The following is a 20,447-nucleotide window of genomic DNA, read 5'->3' on the forward strand; positions in this document are numbered from 1 at the left end:
AATTTTATATCAACTCTAAAGGACTATTAAAAGAACAATTTATCTAATAAAATAATAAAAGGCGGGCTTTAGCCCGCCTTTTATTATTTTATTACCTCATAAATCAAAGGGTTTAATGCTGGTTTTTTATCACCTATTTGATAAGCACCTAGCAATTTATCTTTAGCTTCATCTACTTTAGCACTTTCATTATAGTATAAAGTAGCAATAGTCTCTCCACTATCTACTTTATCTCCAACTTTCTTAGCCAATTTAATTCCAGCAGCTAAATCAATTTCAGATTCTTTAGTCTCACGACCAGCACCTAAAAGCATTGCACTTATACCAACATCTTCAGCTACTATCTTCTGAACATAACCTTCTTTTTTAGATCTAACTTCTAAATTGTTTTTAGCTTTAGGTAATAGATCTATATTATCAATAACTTCACCATTACCTCCTTGTATATTTGCCATTTCTTTAAATTTAGCTAAACCACTTCCATCCGAAATTGCTCTCTCTAAAATTTCTCTTCCTTCATCGGCATCTTTAGTTACACCTGATAAGACTAGCATATGAGATCCAAGGGTTAAAGATAGTTCTGTTAGGTCTGCTGGACCTTCACCTTTTAAAGTTAAAATTGCTTCTTCTACCTCCAAAGAATTTCCAACCGCAAAACCTAATGGTTGATCCATGTCTGAGACTACTGCAACTGTTCTTCTGCCTACCTCTTTTCCTATCTCCACCATAGTCTTGGCTAACTGAACTGAACCTTCATATTCTTTCATAAATGCTCCATTTCCAGTCTTAACATCTAAGACAATAGAATCTGCTCCAGAAGCAATCTTCTTACTCATAATACTGCTTGCTATTAAGGGAATTGAATCCACTGTAGCTGTAACATCACGTAAAGCATATAATTTCTTATCCGCCGGGGCCAAATCTCCTGTCTGCCCTGCTACTGCTATCTTATTTTCATTCACATTATTAATAAAGTCCTCACGAGTTAATGATATATTAAAGCCTGAAATAGCCTCTAACTTATCAAGAGTTCCTCCTGTATGACCAAGACCTCTACCAGACATCTTAGCTACTGGCGCACCACAAGCTGCTACTAATGGCGCCAACACTAAAGTAGTTGTATCCCCTACACCACCAGTACTATGTTTATCTACCTTAACACCTTCAATTGGAGATAGATCTATTCTATCACCCGAATCTACCATAGCCTCTGTTAGATTACCTATCTCTTCTCTATCCATCCCTTTAAAAAAGACTGCCATTGCCCAAGATGACATCTGATAATCAGGAATTTCACCCTTTGTATAACCTTCAATCAAGAAGTCAATCTCTTCTTTACTAAGTTTCTTACCTTCACGTTTTTTATAAATTATATCATAAACTCTCATCTAATCACCCCTTTTAATTTTATATTAATAAAGTTCATTTTATTAATATAGCTGTGAGCCTTGTGTTGTATAGTTTTGTAGCGGTTTTGAATTTGGTTTTAGCTCACCCTACAGGTCTAAAAACCAAGACCTTCTGTAATAAAAAGCATTTCATTTACACAAAGCAGATGACTCATAGCTCATTTATGATCCCTCTTACCAATTGAATAAACTTTGGTTTAACTCTTTGAGTAGTCTCTATTACCTCATCATGAGCCAAAGGCTGTGGTAATATACCTGCTGCCATATTGGTAATACAGGAGATACCTACTATATCCATCCCCATATGGTTGGCTACTATTACCTCTGGTACTGTCGACATACCAACTGCATCTGCACCTAATAAACTGGCCATTCTTATCTCAGCAGGAGTTTCATATGTTGGCCCAGAAAAACCAGCATAAACACCTTTTCTAAGGCCTAAACCTTGGTCTTGAGCAACATTTTCAGCTAATTCAACAAGTTCTTTATTATAAGCCTCTGACATATCTGGAAAACGAGGACCCAATTCATCCTCATTTGGGCCAATTAATGGATTTGTCCCTGTTAAGTTAATTTGATCACTAATCAACATAAAGTCACCTACATTAAAGTTACGATTTGCTCCTCCTGCAGCATTTGTAACCACTAGCTTATCTGCACCTAAAAGCTTCATCACCCTAACTGGAAAAGTGATAAATGAGATATCATAACCTTCATAATAGTGGAATCTTCCTTGCATAGCTACAACCTTTTTACCTTCTAGATCTCCCAAAACCAACTGCCCTGCATGTCCTTCTACAGTTGAAACAGGAAAATTTGGAATCTCTTCATACGGAACCTCTACCTTATTTTCAATTTCATCTGCTAAAACACCTAAACCTGATCCTAAAATAAGAGCAACCTCTGGATCAAAATTAACCTTCCCTTTAATATAATCAACACTCTCATTTAATTTACTCATCAATTCACTTCTCATAAATTACGCCCCCCTATTTTTTAGTTTACAGTGTACAGTTTAAAATTTACAATTGCCACGATAGTGCCACTTTTTATTACTATTTATTTTACTACCTCATCCTTGAAAGATTTACCATATAAATCTCCCTTTACTCCAAAGATATCTGCAATTGTAACACCAATATCCCCAAAGGAAGATCTTTCCCCTAAATCATAACCCTCTTTTACTCTATCACCATATACCAATAAAGGAACATATTCTCTAGTATGATCTGTCCCCTTAAAAGTAGGATCACAACCATGGTCTGCTGTCATAATTAAAAGATCATCTTCATTTAAAGCAGATATAATCTCTGGTAATCTCTGATCAAACTCTCTTAAAGCTTGTGCATAACCTTCGACATTTCTACGATGACCATAGACCATATCAAAATCAACTAAATTAGTAAATATCAATCCACTCTTACCTTCTTTTAAATAATCTAATGTCTTATCCACTCCATCCATATTGTCGGATGTATGAACTGCTTCAGTAATTCCTTGGCCCGAGTAGATATAATCTATCTTACCAACTGACATAACATTATGACCATTATCCTTTAAGTAATCTAAAAATGTCTTTTTAGGTGGCTTAAGAGAATAATCCTTTCTCCTAGCAGTTCTTGTAAAATTCCCCACATCTCCTACAAAAGGTCTAGCAATTACTCTTGCAACAGCATGTTCACCAGTCAATAAATTTCTAGCTTTTTCACACATATCATAAAGCTCATCTATAGAAATAACATCTTCATGAGCAGCAATTTGAAATACACTATCAGCTGACGTATATACAATAGGCTTTCCAGTCTTAATATGCTCCTCTCCCCACTCCTCAATAATTGCAGTTCCAGAAGCTGGCTTATTAGCTAAGCTCTCACGACCTATCGCCTTATGGAAGCTTTCCATAATATCTTTTGGAAATCCATCAGGATAAGTTGGAAAAGGATCTTCTGATAAAATTCCACCTATCTCCCAATGTCCAGTAGTAGTATCCTTACCATTAGATCCTTCAGCCATTATACCAAAAGAGCCCTTTGAATTGGAGTTCTCTGAAACACCTTTAATCTCTGTTATATTTCCTAATCCCAAGCTCTGCATATTAGGTAAATCTATCCCCCCAACTGCTTCAGCCAAATTTGGTAAAGTAGCTGCTCCTTCATCTCCAAACTTATGAGCATCAGGTAATGCGCCAACACCTACACTATCTAATACTATTAAAACTACTCTTTTAAATTCTCTCACCTTTACCACCCCTTAATTTAAATGTATAATTCTAGTTTATCCTATATCTCCAAGAAATAAATCTAGATTTATTTCTATCTAGTCTAACCAACTATAGTTATTAATATTAAAATTGTCGTTAGACGTCAGACGAATATATTATTAATATTCGTCTTTCAAGATAAAACTCCTTCTTATTTTTGATTTTTTTTAAGGATTTAAAATAAAGCCTTCTGCTATTTGGATCAATCTAGGGGTTACATTTATCTCTATTAAGGCTGCTACAAATAGACATATACCAATCCCCCCCATAATAATAGAGTAGTAAACAATTCCTTGCTGTAAATTATACCTTCTCCTAAATAAGATATTACTAACTGCCTTAAATACAAAAACCAAAGTAAAAAATGAGGCTAATATTAAGCTAGGAATCATTATTATATTTTGAGGAAACATCGCTAAAAATACTAATAAAACCCCTTTAAAGAACATCTCCCTCATTATAAAAGTAGCTGTGAAGCCAATTATAAATCCTCTTAAAAATATTATAAATGGTACTATTGAAGCACCAACCAGCGTTATTCCTAGAACCCAAAATAAAAGTGCAAATTTTAAATTTCCAACGATAAGATCCTTAGCCACAATGCTTCTCCCCTCTGATAATAATTGATTAACCTCTATTGTAAACCCAGATAAATAATCAAGGAGAGCCTTCTTTTGAGTATAGGTTAATGTATTGGCAGATATAGAACCTAGAATAACTCCGATTAAAAAAAATATCAGAACAAATATTAAAAAAATCAGATTCTCTTTAAAGAAATTTTTCAACCTTAGTTTAAAATACCTATAATTAATTTCAATCCCTCCTGACTAGACATTTTTTTAATATTATGCAAAGGGATATAGTAGTTATTACATTATACATTTAAAAAACCAGACTGAGCTATTAATCTCCCTATAGCCTCTGACGCCAAGATATCTTCATAAGAATTAGAACTTGCTGCTACCAAAGTGATGCCTGTATTATACTTCTTTGCTAGTTTAATTGCTCTATTAGCCGAATTCTGGGCTGGTTCAAACCCCTTCTTTTTCTCAGTTCTTGCAATAGTTCCTGTAATTACTGCAGGTGCTCCATGGCTATAAGCAGCATCAAAGGCAACACCCCCTGAAGCTGTTACAATTAATACTACCTTATCCTTAAAATCGACCAATTCTACTATCTCCCTACCTATATTAGGGAGTATATCTCCTATCTTTGCTCCAGATCTAGTAACACCTGCTAAAGCAAGCTGAATATTCTCTTCTCTCTGCTTATTATCCCCTAACCTAGGCTCTGCAATCACTATTAATTCAGCCCTATTCTTCAATGCCTTCTTACCGGCAAAATAACCTATCTTTTCTGGATTAATAGTTATTGGAACAGTTACATTATCTGAACTAGCCCCAAAAACTTCAATTGCACCTCCATCTAAAGCTGCCTCAGCCGTAGTTGACATATCTATCACATCAATAATGACAATTACATCACCTCTTCTAGCACCCTTTGCTGCACCTGAAGCATTTGAAGTTATATTTAATGTATATATAGGATCACGACTTCCCATTTTCTCCATAATAACATCCCCCTTATATCAAATATACAGTATACAGTAGATATGATTTCTATTATTTTCACATCAATCCTATAGCTAGCTAATAAACTTAAAACCTTCATTTTAATAGTTATAACTTAATTCATTTAACAAACATTGTATACCAATAATTGTCTTAGCATCTTTAATCTTTCCTTCTCTTAACATAACCTTAATCTCTTCTAAACTATACTCTTTTATATTTATAAATTCTCCTGGATCTGTATTCTGTTCATATTTTTCTAAATCTGTAGCTAAGTACAAATAAATAACTTCATTTGTGAAACCAGGAGTAGTATAGAAATCATTTATGAAATTTAGAGATTCTGCTTTATATCCTGTCTCTTCCTCTAACTCCCTAAGAGCACAATCCTTAGGCTTTTCCCCCCCCTCCAATCTTCCAGCTGGTATTTCTAATAATATACTATCTGTAGCTTTACGAAACTGCTCTACCATTATAACCTTCCCATTATTATAAGGTATTATTGCTACTGCACCACTATGATCTATAATCTCACGATTTGCTAAACTTCTATCTGGCAACTCTACCTCTTCAATTCTCAAATTAACAATTTCACCTTCATATACCTTAGTACTTTTAATAGTCTTTTCCCTCAAATTATTCATTTTATCACCCCATAAATTTTTGATCAACAATTAGCCCCGCTACTCCTGCAGTCATAAAATATTCCTTATCCTCTTGATGACTCCTTCCCATTGTTTTTACTTTAAAACTTAAGTTGTCTAAACTCTCTATAATTTCTTCTCCATCTATAAAAGTTAAATTATGCTTTTCAATGATCCCTGATCTCCTTAATTGTTCTTGTATTATCTTACTCTTCTCCCCTTCAAAATTCGGAATTGCAATAGAACTCCTTATCAGGGCCAACTCACCAAAATTAGTCCTACTATGATGACTAATTCCATAATGACGTTTTCTTTTATCTGCAAAACTAATCCTAGGAACTCCAATTGGATCACCACCTAATACATTTACAGCATGAAGAACATCTACCTGTTCAGTCCCACTAAACCCATACTTTGTTCCCGTACCTACTATCCCAGGCCCCATAGTTACTATTATTGCATCTGATTTATTTATCTCTTTTGCACCAATTAATGCTGAATATATATTTACACTCTCTAAATCTCCACCAAAGGAGTGGCCTATAGTTATGGTGTTATCAATCAGCCCTTCTTTCTTTAAATAATGAACTGTCTTACTAAAAGATATAGGTAAAGCAGCACCATCAGTCATAATATAGCTTATTTTTGCCTCAGGATTCTTCTCTTTAATCATCAAGGCTATCGGTACTAGCATACTATGAAGGGTCCCAACTATAACAGGAAGCCCCTCTAAAGAAATAAATGACTTTATTATTTCCTGATACCCACTATCTTCTTCTGCTAAGCTACAGGTCTGTAATTGATAAGGTGTATATCTTAATTTCATAATATGCCCCTTATCCTTTAGATCTCTTTGTTTACCTAGTATGTAAATGATAAAATCATAGCCTCCAGTTCCAAGACTCAAAGAGGTTGCACTAGTATTTACTATAACCCTATCCCCAATTTCAACCTCACCAGTTAATGACTTGTAATTTATGCCTTTATGCTCTATTCCATTAATTTCTATATCGACTACAGTTATCCCTTCTTTTTGGGACAAAATACCAGTTATTTTACCCTCTTTAATCTCTATCATTTAATCCCCTCCATTCCAAAACTTATCTAGTGCTATTATTTACATTTTTAGATTAAAAATTCTTATTTTAGTGATTATAAACTAAGAAAAACTATATAAAATTAGATTATACGATATCATAATAATTTAATTTAATTTTAAGCAAATAATTATGGATTAAATAAAAAAAGTTCTAAGGGGATAATTATCCCCTTAGAACTTTTTTGGATAAATTAAATAGATACTTCTAATATCTTATTTAAATTATTTGTATCTTTAATTATTTTTTCTACCTTATCACTATTTGTAATAGCTATAGGCGTTACTATATCTTTACCCTCACTCTTTATATAATCTAAGTCTACTTCTATTATAGGAGTTCCCTTTTTAACTTTAGTATCTTCTTCAACCAACCTCTTAAACCCTTGACCATTTAAATCTACAGTATCAATTCCAATATGAACAATAAGCTCAATTCCCTCTTTAGTCTCCATTCCAAAAGCATGGTTTGTTGGAAAAATTGTTTTAACTATCCCGTCACAAGGAGCAGAAATAGTATTTTCAGATGGAATTATAGCTACCCCATCTCCCATTAACTTTTGAGAGAAAGCTTCATCTGGAACCTCTGTTATATCAATCAACTTTCCTTTTGCTGGAGAACTTAAAATCACTGTATTGATGCCTTCACTACTCTCTTTAGCTATATTTTCATCACTGTCTTGCTGTAAATCTATATATTTTTTTTCATTAAACAACTTTATTTCTTCTTCAATTCCTTCTTCTTTTAATAAAAAATTGATCTTATTTTTATATAAATCTGAATATCCTCCAAAGATAGCTTGAACACTATTTTTTACCTTAACTACACCGGAAGCTCCTAAATCTTTTAAAAGATCTTCGTCTATCTTCTTAATATCTTCAACATCTACTCTTAATCTTGTAAAACAAGCATCAACACTTTTTATGTTCTTCTTTCCACCAAGACCACTGATTATTCCTATTGAAATTTCTCGTTTACCATTTTTACCTTTATTATTTTTTTTATTATAATCACTTCTTCTAAATAATTTTGTTTGTTGACCTCCCCTTCCAGGAGTTGCAATATCCCATCTTTTGATTGCATAAGTAAATGAGAAGTAATAAATTATAAAGAACATACCCCCAATAACTATATTCATCCACCAATTAGGTGTTCCTGGTAATACATTTACAAGTATATAATCAATAACTCCTGAGCCTCCAGCCCAGCCAAGATGAACATCTAAAACAAAGGTTATTATATAAGATATAGCAGTTAATATTGAATGGAAAACATATAAAAATGGAGCTACAAATAAAAATGTAAATTCTATAGGCTCTGTTATACCAGTAAGAAAAGCTGTTCCAGCTGCTGCTATAAGTAAACCTTTAACAACTTGTTTATTCTTCTTATCAGCTTGCTTATACATAGCTAGTGCTGCTCCTGGAAGACCAAACATTATTATTGGAAATTTACCAGCCATAAATCTTCCTGCAGTTACATCTACTCCTGCAGCAATTTCTTTTAAGAAAATATACTGATCTCCCGAAACTAATTCTCCTGCTATTTCTGCACTCCCTCCTAAAGGAGTCCACAAAAACGGAGCATACCATATATGATGAAGACCTGTAGGAATAAGCAGCCTTTCTAAACCACCATATAAACCTATATAAAGTGGATTGGTTGTATCTGAAGCAATTATATTAGCAATTGAATCAATAACAACTTGTATAGGTGGCCAAATTACCATCAGTGCTCCCGCTAATAACATTGATGCAAAAACCATTACAATACCTACTGACCTATCACCAGCAAAAAAACCTAAAACTTCTGGAGGTTGAAATTCATGGAATCTATTATAAACTGCCACAGCTAATAATCCCACTAAAATTCCACCTAAAACACCTGTTTCTAATGTTGGTATTCCTAAAGCTAATCCATACCTACCACTTTCTGCAGCCATTTCAGGTGTTATTCCTAATATTATAGAAATTGTTGTATTGGTAATTATATACCCTACAAAAGATGCTAATGCTGCAATACCAGATCCTCCACTTAACCCTATAGCTACTCCTATCGCAAATATCATTGGTAAATTTTGGAATATACTAATTCCTAATTGTAATAACATAGCACTAATAAAACTTACAACAGTACTTTGTAATATTGGAATACTGTTTGCTAAAGGCCCTGTCAAAGCAGCTCCTAGCCCAAGTAAAATACCTGCTGCTGGCAATAATGCTACTGGAACCATCAGCGCTTTCCCAAACTTTTGCAACTTGCTAAAATCAAAATTCATTAAAATTCCCCCTTAGTGATTTAATATTTTTATATTAAAATCCCCCTATAAAAAACTGCTTTTAAATCACTAATATCTTATATGTCTTACCTTAAAACCCAAAACACTCTTATATAACTTATTACTAGTTGGATTAACATATTTTTAAAGGAGAAAATAATTAACTTATAATTTATAAATTTAATTTAACTTAGGCCAATATTCTTTATTTGCTACAATTAATTCATCAAGAATCTCTCTTGCCACTGGTGCATTTACTACTGTTCTATTTAAAGTTAAAGCTTGTAAAGCCTTATTATAATCTTGTTCAAAATAAGCATCTACTACTAGTTTTTCATACGCTAATTGCCCTTCAATTAAACCTTTTTGAAAAGTAGGAATCTTGCCTACCGCTAATGGTTTTGGTCCATCATTTGTAAGAACTGCTGGTACTTCAACCATTGCATCATCTGCTAAGTTAGAAATAATACCATTGTTCTCAACAATAACAATATAAATATCCCCTACATTGTATGCTAATGATGCTGCTACCCTTACCATATATCTACCATGAATATCCACCTCTAAATCTGCACCCTCAGTAGTTTGAGCTCCTATAATTTCATCAGCTAATTTAAAAACCCTCTTCTCTCTTCCATCCATTACTTGGCTAGCTCTTGTATATTTTGGATCTTCCTTCTTAACCATATTATCTGGATATAGGTAATACTGTAGATAAGTGTTAGGTAGATAGTCTGGAAAATCTTTTAACATAATCTGTACTTGCTTAAATGTTTTTTGCCATGATGGGTCATCGGCAATCTCAGAATCTTCTGGAACAAAACCTTTATTTAAAATATGACTTTTTAATTGATCTGTTAAATCATTACCATCTCTGTCACGAATTTTACTAAACCAACCGAAATGATTTAAACCAAAATACTCTGGAACTAAATCCCAGATCTCTTTACCTAAAATATCAGCATAACTTACCATAATTGCAGCTGGCATATCACAGATATTAAGTATTTTTTTATCATCAGAAAACACCCTATTTAAAGCTTCTGCTACAATTGCAGCCGGATTAGTATAATTTAAGATCCAAGCGTCAGGAGAGTATCTTCTAATATCATTAATCAATTCAATCATATCTCCAATTGATCTCATTCCATAAGCCATTCCACCTGGTCCACAAGTCTCTTGACCAACAGCTCCATAACTTAACGGAATCTCTTCATCTTTTACTCTCATCTCAAGACCACCAGTTCTAATTTGAACAAAAACAAAATCTGCACCTTTTAATGCTTCTTCTTTATCAGTAGTATAAGTAAACTCTTCTATCTCAGAATATTTCTCTTTTAATATAATCTCTGTAGCTTTAGCATTTTTTTCTTGTCTTTTAGAATCAATATCATAAAAAGTTAAGCTCTTTAATGGAAAGTTACCCTTTTCAGCTATCAAGCTCATAACCATACCAATTGTATATGTACTTCCTCCACCCACAATAACAAGATCTTGTTTTTTCATATTTAACCACTCCTATTTTTTATTGGTATTATAATCATATTATTTTTATAATACAATTATAATACCAATTTAGTTAGTTGTCAAGATGAATTTTAATTAAAATTGACAATCGCCTACTCTTCATATATCATAAAAATCAACATATCAATTTCAAAAGACATTGAGGAGTGAATTGTAAATGAATGATAAATTCTTACCTTTATATAGACAGATAGCTGAAAAAATAAAGCAAGAGATTTATAATAAAAATTTACAACAAGGAGATGCTATTCCTTCAGAAGCTAAGTTAACAGATAAATTTAATGTAAGTAGAGTTACAATAAGACAAGCTATAGATGTACTTGTTAATGAAGATCTTTTATACAAAGTTCAAGGAAGTGGAACATATGTAAAGAAAACAAGGTTAGAACATAATATATATACTCTTGAAACCTTTACTGAAGAAGCAATCCGACATAATAAAGTACCAGTAAATAAAATTATTGATTTTAAGATTACTAAACCAAGTGATGAGATAAAAGTACGATTAAATCTTTTAGATGAAGATAAAGTCTATTTTATTTCAAGATTACGCTGTATTGATAATACTCCTCTAGTTTTAGAAAAAACTTATTTGCCGATAAAATTATTCCCAGACTTATCTTATGAAACAATGCTCTCATCTAAATATGATTACATTGAAAATAAAAAAAGCTTAACTATAAAACAGAGTCATCAAGAAATAATACCCATATTGCCAAATGAAGAATTAATAAACTTAATGTCTTTAAAAAAAGATCAACCCATTTTACATCTAGTAATGGATTCCATCTTGGATGATGGTACGGTATTTGAATATACAGAACTATACTTTAAAAGTGATGAATATAAATTTTCACTAGTTGCAAAACGTTAAAATATTTACGTTTTATCCACATTATAATTTAATCTAAACAAATTAAAAGCCCTTAACGTATTTAAATTTAAATACGTTAAGGGCTTTTAATTTTTAAATATTTTAATTTAACTTCTCCGTAATCAAAGCTACTGTATACTCTACTGCCTTTAATAGATCATCAACCTTAATATTCTCACCTGTAGTATGGACATCATTCATTCCTACACTTGTATTTATTGTAGGGATACCTTTACCATTGAAGATATTAGCATCACTTCCACCTCCAGTAGGCATCAATACCGGCTTTACTCCTACTTTTTTAGCTGCTTTGATAGCAAGTTCTACAACTGGATCATTTCTAGACAAATCATAGGCTGGATACATTCTATCTACATCAATCTCTACTTTAGCTTTATACTTCTTAGCTGCTTTTTTGAATATATTACACATATGCTTAGTCTGCTTATCTAACTTTTTCACATCAAGACTTCTAGATTCTCCTTCTAGTTCAACTAGGTCTGGAACTATATTGGTAGCTTTACCACCTTTGATCACACCAATATTAGCAGTAGTTTCATCATCTATTTGCCCTAACTTCATATTAGATAAGGCTACACTTGCTACTTTTATAGCGTTAATACCTGCTGATGGATTCATACCTGCATGGGCAGCTTTGCCTATAACTTTAACATTAATCTTATCTTGAGCAGGTGCCTGAACAATAATAGAACCAATATCTCCTCCTGAATCAAAAGCTACACCATAATCAGCATCAATTAGATTATGGCTTAAATTCTTAGCTCCTAATAGACCAACCTCTTCACAGATTGTAAAGACGACTTCTATATTACCATGATCCATATCATTCTCTTTTATAACCCTTATAGCTTCTAAGATTGAGATTATACCTGCTTTATCATCAGATCCTAGGATTGTATCTCCTTTACTATATATAACTCCATCCTCAATGACTGGTTCAATACCTTTACCTGGAGTAACTGTATCCATATGTGCACTTAACATAATTGTAGGTCTGCTGTCATCCCCTGCTAATTTAGCAATTAGGTTCCCTGTTTCTCCACCAACAATATCTCCTGCATTATCTTCTACTACCTCTAAACCTAATTCTTCTAATACTTTCTTTAAATGTTTAGCAACATTACCTTCTTCTTTAGAAATACTATCTATCTTTACTAACTCCATAAAATTATTCACTATTCTCTCTTTATCCAATTTTCTTCCCCCTTTTACCATTCTCTTCTCTCTTAATACTTATAATTCCTCTTTTAAAACAATTTAATCATATGCTGATAAAAACTAACTCTTAACCATACAAACATAAGTAACCTACACCTTATTATATCTTCCATAAATTCCATAGTCAACCCTATTGCCTTCCTAGTCTATCTACATATAATAGGAGCTTATTTCTCTTAATTAACCTTGATAAAGAGTAAAACTCTGCATAGATATGGACTGCCAGAAGGGCCAACAAAATTATTAGCTTAAAAGTCAATCCAAAAGCAATAATAACTAAAAATCCTATAATTCCTCCCAAAACATTGGCCCCTACATCCCCCATCATCCCTTCAGCCCTTAGATCAAAAGGCAAGGTCCAAGCAACTATTGTTATAATAGGAATAGCCAATACCCTAACCCTTGACCCTATCACAAATATAATAATCAATAAAAATAATGACATCTTTAGAGCTCGTCCAGGCCTTAAATCTAAAAGGTTTATAAAGTTAGCCATTAATAAAATAAGAAGAGTATCAATAAATATAACAACTATATTATTTCCTAGATAAAAATTTATAAATAGGACAATAAGCAAGCTAAAGATGGCCTTAATTGCTCCGGTAGTCAATCTTTTTTCAACAATAAGTCTCTTAAAGTGTCCACTGAAACCTTGGCTGTCTTTGCTACCAATAGTATCATCTAAAAGCCCCACAAAGGCCATAGCTAAAATTAAAATCATAAGAGGGTAAACTGTTATTATTCGATAGTATCCCAATAAAGACCCTATCATTAAAATTGCAATAACATTTAAAGCAAATACCATTCCATAACCTACAGGTATGGTCCTCCCTTGATAGTTCTTAGCTAAAGACCTTCCTTCAATTAACATAGGAGGAATAAGTTTTAAAGTTACCTGACTTAAGAGAATACTTATTAAGACTAAGAGAAGCATATCTAATATTATATCCAATATCATATCTTGTTGGCCCTCCCTTTCGATAATAAGACCTTTGCTATATCTTTAAATTGCTTTCCCCTATGCAAGAAGCCCTTTAAATCTCGACCTGTCTCACGATGTGTCATATCAACCTCTACCTCTACTATCTTATACCCTCTTCTATGGGCATCAATAGTAAGACCTACCTCTACTCCAAATCCTCTCGAAAAGCCTGGAAAACCTTCTAAAACCTCTCTAGCTATAGCTCTTTGCCCCGATAAAGGAGATTCAAAACTCTGTTTTAGCATTCTCTCTAAACCAAAATTAGCTAAACCCTTTACCAACCCAAAACCACCTTTTATCTTTGCAGGAGGAAACTTTGCGATGGCCATATGAGCCTTACCTTCTACTACCGGGCCAACAAGCTTTTTAGCCTCTGTGGCACTCTCACCTAAATCAGCATCAACCAATAAAATAACATCTCCAAAAGCTTGCTCTAAACCACAATCAAGGGCTACACCCTTTCCTTGGTTAGATTCTAAGCAAATAACTTTATCTGCAACTCTATCTGCTTTAAGATAGGTGTCATCCTTAGAACCATCATCAATAACAATTATCTCCTTAAGATTATTTAATCCTCTTAATGCTGTTACTGTCTTTTCTATCCTATCCCCTTCGTTATAAGCTGGAATTAAGATTGATATAGAGCTATTCATATAACTCCCCCTTTTTAAAGATCCAACTCTTTAGAAGCCACTTCAAAGACCAACTTGATTAATCCTGAGATAGACTCTATTTGATTACCATCCACCTTTATAGCCTTATCCTTTAAGTTACTATAATCTATCTTCTCCTTTGAGATTGTTGGCCCTAATAATAAAACCTTATCAAAATCATTATCTTTAATACCTTCATCTTTTTTTATAATCTCAACAAAATCTGCATCTGCTAATCTAAAAGCCTCTAACAACCTGTCCTTGAGATTATTAGTGACCCCTTCTTCCACTACTAAAAGCACCCTCTTTTCCTTTAACTGCTCCTTTAAAACTAAGGGCATAATCACCCTTTGAAACTCCTTGTTCATAGCCAACTTTTCTTCTAGTGAATTTACTTCTTGAGCAAACTCTTGGTTCTCATTTCTTAAAAAGTCAAACTCTTTCTCCAATTGTGAGATTAAATTCTTATGCTCATTAGATATCAATTCATTACCGACCATACTCCCTCCAATTAAGATTCCTATAGCCAAAGTTACAAAGATAATAACTATCGTAATTATATGATACCTTAAATCAATTAACATATCCCACCTCCTATAAGCCAAGATTTAATCTCATCTGCATAATCAACAACTTCATAATCTGCTGCAAAGGTGTAGATACTGCAACAATTACAACAATAGGAATAAGTGAAGCCAATAATACTTGAGCAACATATTTAGGCTTAATACGACTCTTATAAAGCTTATTTACCCCCTTTGCATCTACTAACTTACTTCCCACCTTAACTCTTACTAAGAAGGTACTTGCCATGCCTGGCCTTCCTTTCTCTAAAAAGTCTATCATTGTAGTATGAGTTCCTACAGCTACAATCAATTCTGCCCCTTTTTCATAAGCTAATAACATAGTAATATCTTCACTCGTACCTGGGGCGGGAAACTTCTTAGCCTTTAAACCCAATTCATCAATCCTATTCATCCCTGGAGCATCCCCATCTGGATATGCATGAACAATAAGTTCTGCTCCACAAGCTAAAGCCCTATCACTTACACTATCCATATCTCCTATAATAATATCTGGTTTAAAACCATATTCTAGTAGTGCATCGGCTCCACCATCAACAGCAATTAAAATTGGATTAACCTCTCTAATATATGAAATAACAGCCTCTAGATCCTCTCTATAATCCTTACCTCTAACTACAATTAGAACATCCTTCTCCTTTAATCTAGTCTCTATATCAGGCATACTAACACCCAATATCAGATTCTTCTCCTTCTTTGCATAATTGAGGGTATTATCTACAAATTTATTTAACTCAACATTTAAATTATCCCTAGTCGCCTTTAACCTCTTTTCAACCTTTCTCTTTGTAAGAATCTCACCTTCTGCTATTAACTCGTCATTTCTTAAGACTTTAGAACCTACTATTTTTATGCGATCTCCATTTTCCAACTCTTCAAAGATTTCTTCACCAATATTATCCATCAGAAGAATGCCTGCTTTTACAATCTTTTCAGGACCTAAATTAGGGTATTTTCCACTAATCGATCTATTTGCATTTAAAATCCCGCTCACCTTAGCTTCGATCAAAGCTTGAGCGGCTAATTGATCAATATCCCTATGATCTATAAGAGCAATTTCACCCTCCTTTATTTCCTTGCTAAGCCACTTAGTCTTCTTTCCTAACCTTACTTTACCACTTAATTTCATAGCTATATCCTCCTAAATTAGCTCTCAATAATAGTATGACTTTATTAAAATTCTCTCATACTTGAAATAGTAGGCAATAAAGTTAAGTTTGGAGTTTAAAGATTAGAATTTACAGATGACTTGTTGGCATTTAATAGTAATAAAGCGTCACTTTATTACTGGTGATGAGTGATGAGTAATCAGTAATGAGTAATGGGTAAAACCTTAAAAAAACAGAAACCCCTTTGTTACCTAAGACTTATAAGAGGTTTTGAGATTTTGACTTTACTCATTACTCTTCACTCATTACCCATTACTAGTGGCACGAAAGTGACACTTTATTACTACATAGCTTTGCTTTCTAGGGATCTGAAATAAAAAAAGAGCACCCACATAATATGAGTGCTCTACTTGTTATTAGCTTGTTGCTCGCATTTCTATTCTTAATTTATCTGCAACCTTGGCGATAAATTGAGAATTGGTCGGCTTACCACTTGATGTTGTTACAGAATGTCCAAAGATATTATTAATAGCTTTAGTATTTCCTCTCTCCCATGTTACCTCAATAGCATGACGAATGGCTCTTTCAACTCTGCTAGCTGTTGTATTAAACTCTTTTGCAACTAAAGGATATAACTCTTTAGTTACAGCTCCTAATAATTCAACCTTCTTGATTACCATAGCGATTGCTTTGCGAAGATACAAATACCCTTTAATATGAGCAGGTATACCAATTTGATGGATAATCTCTGTTATCCTTTCCTCAATATCATAGGTCTGATTTTTAGGATTATTAATAGTATATCCTGAAAAACCTCTAGCTCCTTTAACAGCTGGTTTCTTTATCTGTCTAATTCGGCTAGCTAACTTTTCTAAGTCAAAAGGCTTTAAAATATAATAATCTGCACCTAAATTAATTATCTGTTGTGTAAGTTCCTCTTGCCCAAAAGCAGTCAACATAATTATCTTAAATTCTTCAGCCACTCCCTGCTTATGTAAGTCTTCTAAAACACCAACCCCATCTAAATGTGGCATAATAACATCCAATAATAAGACATCAAATTCAACTTCAGAAATTAGATCTAAAGCATTAAGTCCATTATGCGCCATCCCCACTACTTCAAAATCACCTTGCCCATCAAGATACTCTTTTATCAAACTACAAAAATCCTTATTATCATCTACTAATAATACCTTAATCACTTCTTCTCTCATTATTATTTTCCTCCTCAAAATAACTACTATAATACTCTTTCGCTACCAATTTCCAAATTCCTCCTTATAAAGATAAAAAAACACCAAAGAATTTAAGAAACTAATTCTTTGGTGTTCTTCTCCTCTTTTTCTTCTAATAATTCAGTTTCCATAATCATCCACTGGGCCAACATCCCATAACCACGAGTCGAATCATTAACAAAGACATGAGTAATAGCACCAACTAACTTCCCATTCTGAACAATAGGACTTCCACTCATACCCTGCACAATACCACCAGTTCTTTCTAATAGATCTTCATCAACTATCCTGACTATTAAACCTTTCTCGCCTTGATTATGCTGCCTTCTAACCTTATCAATATTAACTTCAAACTCCTCAATATTTCCACCTTCAATAACTGTATATATCTTAGCCCTATCTTCTTTAATTTCTAAAGGGCTTGCAACAGGTATTGGCTTATCAAAGAAAGGATGTTCTGGCTCTATAGATAGTTTTCCATAGATTCCAAAATCATTATTCTTAGTTATATTCCCTAAAACACCTTGATCATTAAAGAAAGTTCCCAGTTTTTCTCCAGGACTACCTCTTTGCCCTTGAGTTATTCCTGAGATATTGGCCATTACTATCTCCCCTTCTCCAACATCTATCTTCAATTGACTATTTGCTTCAGTAATTGTATGACCTAAAGCACCATAATCTCCAGTTTCAGGACTATAAAAGGTCATAGTACCAACACCTGTCGCACCATCATCTACGTAAATACCAATCATATAGTATCCTTCTTCACCTTTAATAGGAGTTACGCTTTTATAACTAATCTTACCTTCTTGATCTTTAACTTTAAATATTAAATCTTCTCCTTCTTTTCCAAAACGATTGATCAAATCGGCTAAATGATATTTACTATTGATCTTCTTTCCGTTAAGCTCTAAGAGGCTATCTCCCACCTCAATCCCACCTGCTCTAGCAGGAAAATGTTTTTTCCCTTGCTCATCAATGACATTAGAATTTCTAACTACCATAATACCATCTGACTTTAAAATAACTCCAAGTGATTGACCACCAGGAATTACTTTAACTTCTGGTAAAACATTGACAACCATCCTCCTTAGAGGAATAATACCAAATAATCTAAAGTCAAGATTATAACTTCCTACAGATGATGATTGCAAAGCCATTGGCTTAGCAAGATTAACTTCTAATTCATCACCAGAAAGTTTATGACCATTAACCTTTAAATTACTACTACCATTAGAATTGACAGAGACTCTAAAAGGAAGTCTAACATTAAGCGATTCTTTATTTCCTTCAACAATCTGACAATATTCTGGTAATCCTAAAAAAATTAATACTCTAGGAAAAGATATAGTTACAACTAAAACAACAACAAATAGAGTTAATATTACTCTTTTTATATTTTTCATTTCTCACACTCCTACACAGTCCCCACCTGTGTAGTCTCTTTTCAAAGGAAAAGACACCTTTACTTATAAAGATGCCCTAAGTCAGAAAAACTATTCAAAGTTTACAGTTGCGTCTTTATTACTCAGCTTTTAGTATATTCTATTAATTTTAAGGAAATACTAACTTTTGATTATAAGGAGGTTAGGGTATGAATAAAGAATCATCTCTTAAAAATATCGTAAATATAGAAAAAATATCTTCTTTTCAAACTACACTATTAATTATTACTCTTATTATCTCCACAGCTGATGTCCTACTTCCTGCTTTTGTAGCTCAAGAAGCAAAACAGGACTCTTGGATTTCTGTAATTTTAGGTACTTTTAGTGCTCTGATATTTATCAATATTTTCTTAACTTTAGCCTTAAAATACCCAAATAAAACTATAGTCCAATACTCTTCTGATATTCTTGGTAAGTTCTTGGGCAAGATAGTAGGGTTTATCTATATATACTTTCTTATCTTAACTATGGCACTAATAGTAAGGCAACTAGAAGAGATCGTTGATACCCTCTTTTTCCCTACTTACATTGCTCCTCTTTTTAGTATCCTTACTATAATAATAGCATCCTATAGTGCTTATCATGGGATAGAGACAATTGCTAGAGTGAACAACCTGCTTCTCCCAATTGGACTTTTAGCTCTTTCTTTTGTTATCTTTCTTAATATTCCAGAGATGGATTTCAAATTCTTTCTCCCTGTATTAAATCAGGGAGTTGCTCCTCCCCTAAGAGGTGCTTTACTGATCCAAAGTTGGCTTTTAAAATCTATTATCCTCCTACAACTTATACCCTTTGTAGAAGACAAAGAGAATATTCGCAGAGATATATCTATAGGCACGATTGTATTAAGTGGTGGTCTAATGGGTGGAGTTCTCCTTATTGCTGTATTTGGCCCACTAGCACAAAAGATAATCTTTCCTGCTTTAAGTTATGTTCGTATAATAGAGTTTGGTCGTTACATAGAGAATATAGATGCTCTTATTATGGTTATCTGGATTATAGGTATCTTTATTAATATCTCTATATCTTTCTATGCTGTTGTTTTAGGGTTGGCCCAGTTATTTTCTTTAAAGTCCTATAAGCCATTGATTACTCCAATAGCAATAATTATAGTCTGCTTTTCTATTCTTATTGCTCCAAGGATGATCCAACTGACTAACTTTATCCATTATATTTATCCTTTTTATGTCTGTTCAGTTGCTATTACTATCCCTATAATTTTGCTTTTAGTATCAAAAACTCGTGAAAAATCATAAGAGGAGTTGATTTATTTGGAATATACTTTTTTTTATGGATCTATAATTGCTTTATGGATAATATTTGGTATCTGTATATATTTACGAGGGCTTAGGTTGGCCCATATAATTATTGGTATTACAACTGTAGCTTACTCTCTTGTCTATGAAGTTATATTAGGAGAATATTTTGGGCTCTATTATTATATAACACCAGAAAAATCTAACCTTTATATTGTCCTAGCTGGAATTCTGGTCTATCCTCTATTAAATATAATATATACTATCTTTCTACCAGAAAAAAT

At 33.1% G+C, this 20,447-nt stretch carries 18 protein-coding genes and 1 pseudogene; 3 read left to right on the forward strand and 16 right to left on the reverse strand.

Annotated elements, in window-relative coordinates; translation table 11 throughout:
* Positions 1-83: 83 nt before the first annotated feature.
* From HALSAC_RS0109210 to HALSAC_RS0109250, 9 genes are all read right to left on the reverse strand, one after another.
* Positions 84-1,388 (reverse strand): pyrimidine-nucleoside phosphorylase, encoded by a 1,305-nt coding sequence (locus tag HALSAC_RS0109210; protein ID WP_027340023.1) that lies wholly within the window; start codon positions 1,386-1,388, stop codon positions 84-86.
* A 172-nt stretch (positions 1,389-1,560) separates the two neighbouring features.
* A complete protein-coding gene (locus HALSAC_RS0109215; protein ID WP_211231330.1) occupies positions 1,561-2,385 on the reverse strand; it encodes a purine-nucleoside phosphorylase in 825 nt (274 codons plus the stop codon).
* 83 nt (positions 2,386-2,468) lie between these two features.
* Entirely contained in the window at positions 2,469-3,647 is a 1,179-nt protein-coding gene (locus HALSAC_RS0109220) for a phosphopentomutase (RefSeq protein ID WP_027340025.1), read from the reverse strand.
* Between the two features lie 189 nt (positions 3,648-3,836).
* Positions 3,837-4,454: a stage II sporulation protein M gene (spoIIM, locus tag HALSAC_RS0109225; protein ID WP_027340026.1), complete on the reverse strand. Its 618-nt coding sequence runs from the start codon at positions 4,452-4,454 to the stop codon at positions 3,837-3,839.
* 89 nt (positions 4,455-4,543) lie between these two features.
* Entirely contained in the window at positions 4,544-5,239 is a 696-nt protein-coding gene (locus HALSAC_RS0109230) for a hypothetical protein (protein ID WP_051412158.1), read from the reverse strand.
* Positions 5,240-5,341: 102 nt separating this feature from the next.
* Entirely contained in the window at positions 5,342-5,884 is a 543-nt protein-coding gene (locus HALSAC_RS0109235; RefSeq protein ID WP_027340028.1) for an NUDIX hydrolase, read from the reverse strand.
* 4 nt (positions 5,885-5,888) lie between these two features.
* Positions 5,889-6,962 carry a DUF3866 family protein gene (locus HALSAC_RS0109240; RefSeq protein ID WP_027340029.1) on the reverse strand — a complete coding sequence of 358 codons (1,074 nt, stop codon included), beginning with the start codon at positions 6,960-6,962 and terminating at the stop codon, positions 5,889-5,891.
* Positions 6,963-7,174: 212 nt separating this feature from the next.
* Positions 7,175-9,259, reverse strand: coding sequence for a PTS sugar transporter subunit IIABC (locus HALSAC_RS0109245; RefSeq protein ID WP_027340030.1), 2,085 nt, complete (start codon positions 9,257-9,259; stop codon positions 7,175-7,177).
* A gap of 180 nt (positions 9,260-9,439) precedes the next feature.
* The gene (locus HALSAC_RS0109250; RefSeq protein WP_027340031.1) at positions 9,440-10,765 is read right to left on the reverse strand and encodes a 6-phospho-alpha-glucosidase; all 1,326 of its coding nucleotides are present in this window, start codon (positions 10,763-10,765) and stop codon (positions 9,440-9,442) included.
* A 178-nt stretch (positions 10,766-10,943) separates the two neighbouring features.
* Between HALSAC_RS0109250 and HALSAC_RS0109255 the strand changes: the two genes are divergently transcribed.
* Positions 10,944-11,660, forward strand: a complete 717-nt coding sequence (locus HALSAC_RS0109255) for a GntR family transcriptional regulator (RefSeq protein WP_027340032.1) — start codon at positions 10,944-10,946, stop codon at positions 11,658-11,660.
* A gap of 102 nt (positions 11,661-11,762) precedes the next feature.
* On the opposite strand, the gene HALSAC_RS0109260 is transcribed toward HALSAC_RS0109255, so the two are convergent.
* From HALSAC_RS0109260 to spoIVB, 7 genes are all read right to left on the reverse strand, one after another.
* On the reverse strand, positions 11,763-12,875 hold the full coding sequence (locus HALSAC_RS0109260) for a M20/M25/M40 family metallo-hydrolase (RefSeq protein WP_027340033.1): 1,113 nt from the start codon (positions 12,873-12,875) through the stop codon (positions 11,763-11,765).
* Positions 12,876-13,029: 154 nt separating this feature from the next.
* Positions 13,030-13,857, reverse strand: a complete 828-nt coding sequence (locus HALSAC_RS0109265; RefSeq protein ID WP_245579449.1) for an MraY family glycosyltransferase — start codon at positions 13,855-13,857, stop codon at positions 13,030-13,032.
* A complete protein-coding gene (locus HALSAC_RS0109270) occupies positions 13,854-14,534 on the reverse strand; it encodes a glycosyltransferase family 2 protein (RefSeq protein WP_027340035.1) in 681 nt (226 codons plus the stop codon). The genes HALSAC_RS0109265 and HALSAC_RS0109270 overlap by 4 nt, the downstream gene beginning before the upstream one ends.
* A gap of 14 nt (positions 14,535-14,548) precedes the next feature.
* The gene (locus HALSAC_RS0109275) at positions 14,549-15,118 is read right to left on the reverse strand and encodes a copper transporter (protein ID WP_027340036.1); all 570 of its coding nucleotides are present in this window, start codon (positions 15,116-15,118) and stop codon (positions 14,549-14,551) included.
* A 10-nt stretch (positions 15,119-15,128) separates the two neighbouring features.
* Positions 15,129-16,247 carry a putative cytokinetic ring protein SteA gene (gene steA / locus HALSAC_RS0109280; RefSeq protein WP_027340037.1) on the reverse strand — a complete coding sequence of 373 codons (1,119 nt, stop codon included), beginning with the start codon at positions 16,245-16,247 and terminating at the stop codon, positions 15,129-15,131.
* A 396-nt stretch (positions 16,248-16,643) separates the two neighbouring features.
* Positions 16,644-17,441 (reverse strand): sporulation transcription factor Spo0A, encoded by a 798-nt coding sequence (gene spo0A, locus HALSAC_RS0109285; protein ID WP_027340038.1) that lies wholly within the window; start codon positions 17,439-17,441, stop codon positions 16,644-16,646.
* A gap of 92 nt (positions 17,442-17,533) precedes the next feature.
* Positions 17,534-18,868, reverse strand: a complete 1,335-nt coding sequence (gene spoIVB / locus HALSAC_RS0109290) for a SpoIVB peptidase (RefSeq protein WP_027340039.1) — start codon at positions 18,866-18,868, stop codon at positions 17,534-17,536.
* 188 nt (positions 18,869-19,056) lie between these two features.
* Here spoIVB and HALSAC_RS0109295 point away from each other — a divergent pair, with 188 nt between their 5' ends.
* The gene (locus tag HALSAC_RS0109295; RefSeq protein WP_027340040.1) at positions 19,057-20,163 is read left to right on the forward strand and encodes a GerAB/ArcD/ProY family transporter; all 1,107 of its coding nucleotides are present in this window, start codon (positions 19,057-19,059) and stop codon (positions 20,161-20,163) included.
* A 15-nt stretch (positions 20,164-20,178) separates the two neighbouring features.
* Positions 20,179-20,447 (forward strand): annotated as a pseudogene (locus HALSAC_RS17265) (hypothetical protein); the annotation flags it as partial.

This window comes from Halonatronum saccharophilum DSM 13868 (assembly GCF_000517025.1).
In the GTDB taxonomy this organism is placed as follows: Bacteria; Bacillota; Halanaerobiia; order Halobacteroidales; family Halobacteroidaceae; genus Halonatronum; species Halonatronum saccharophilum.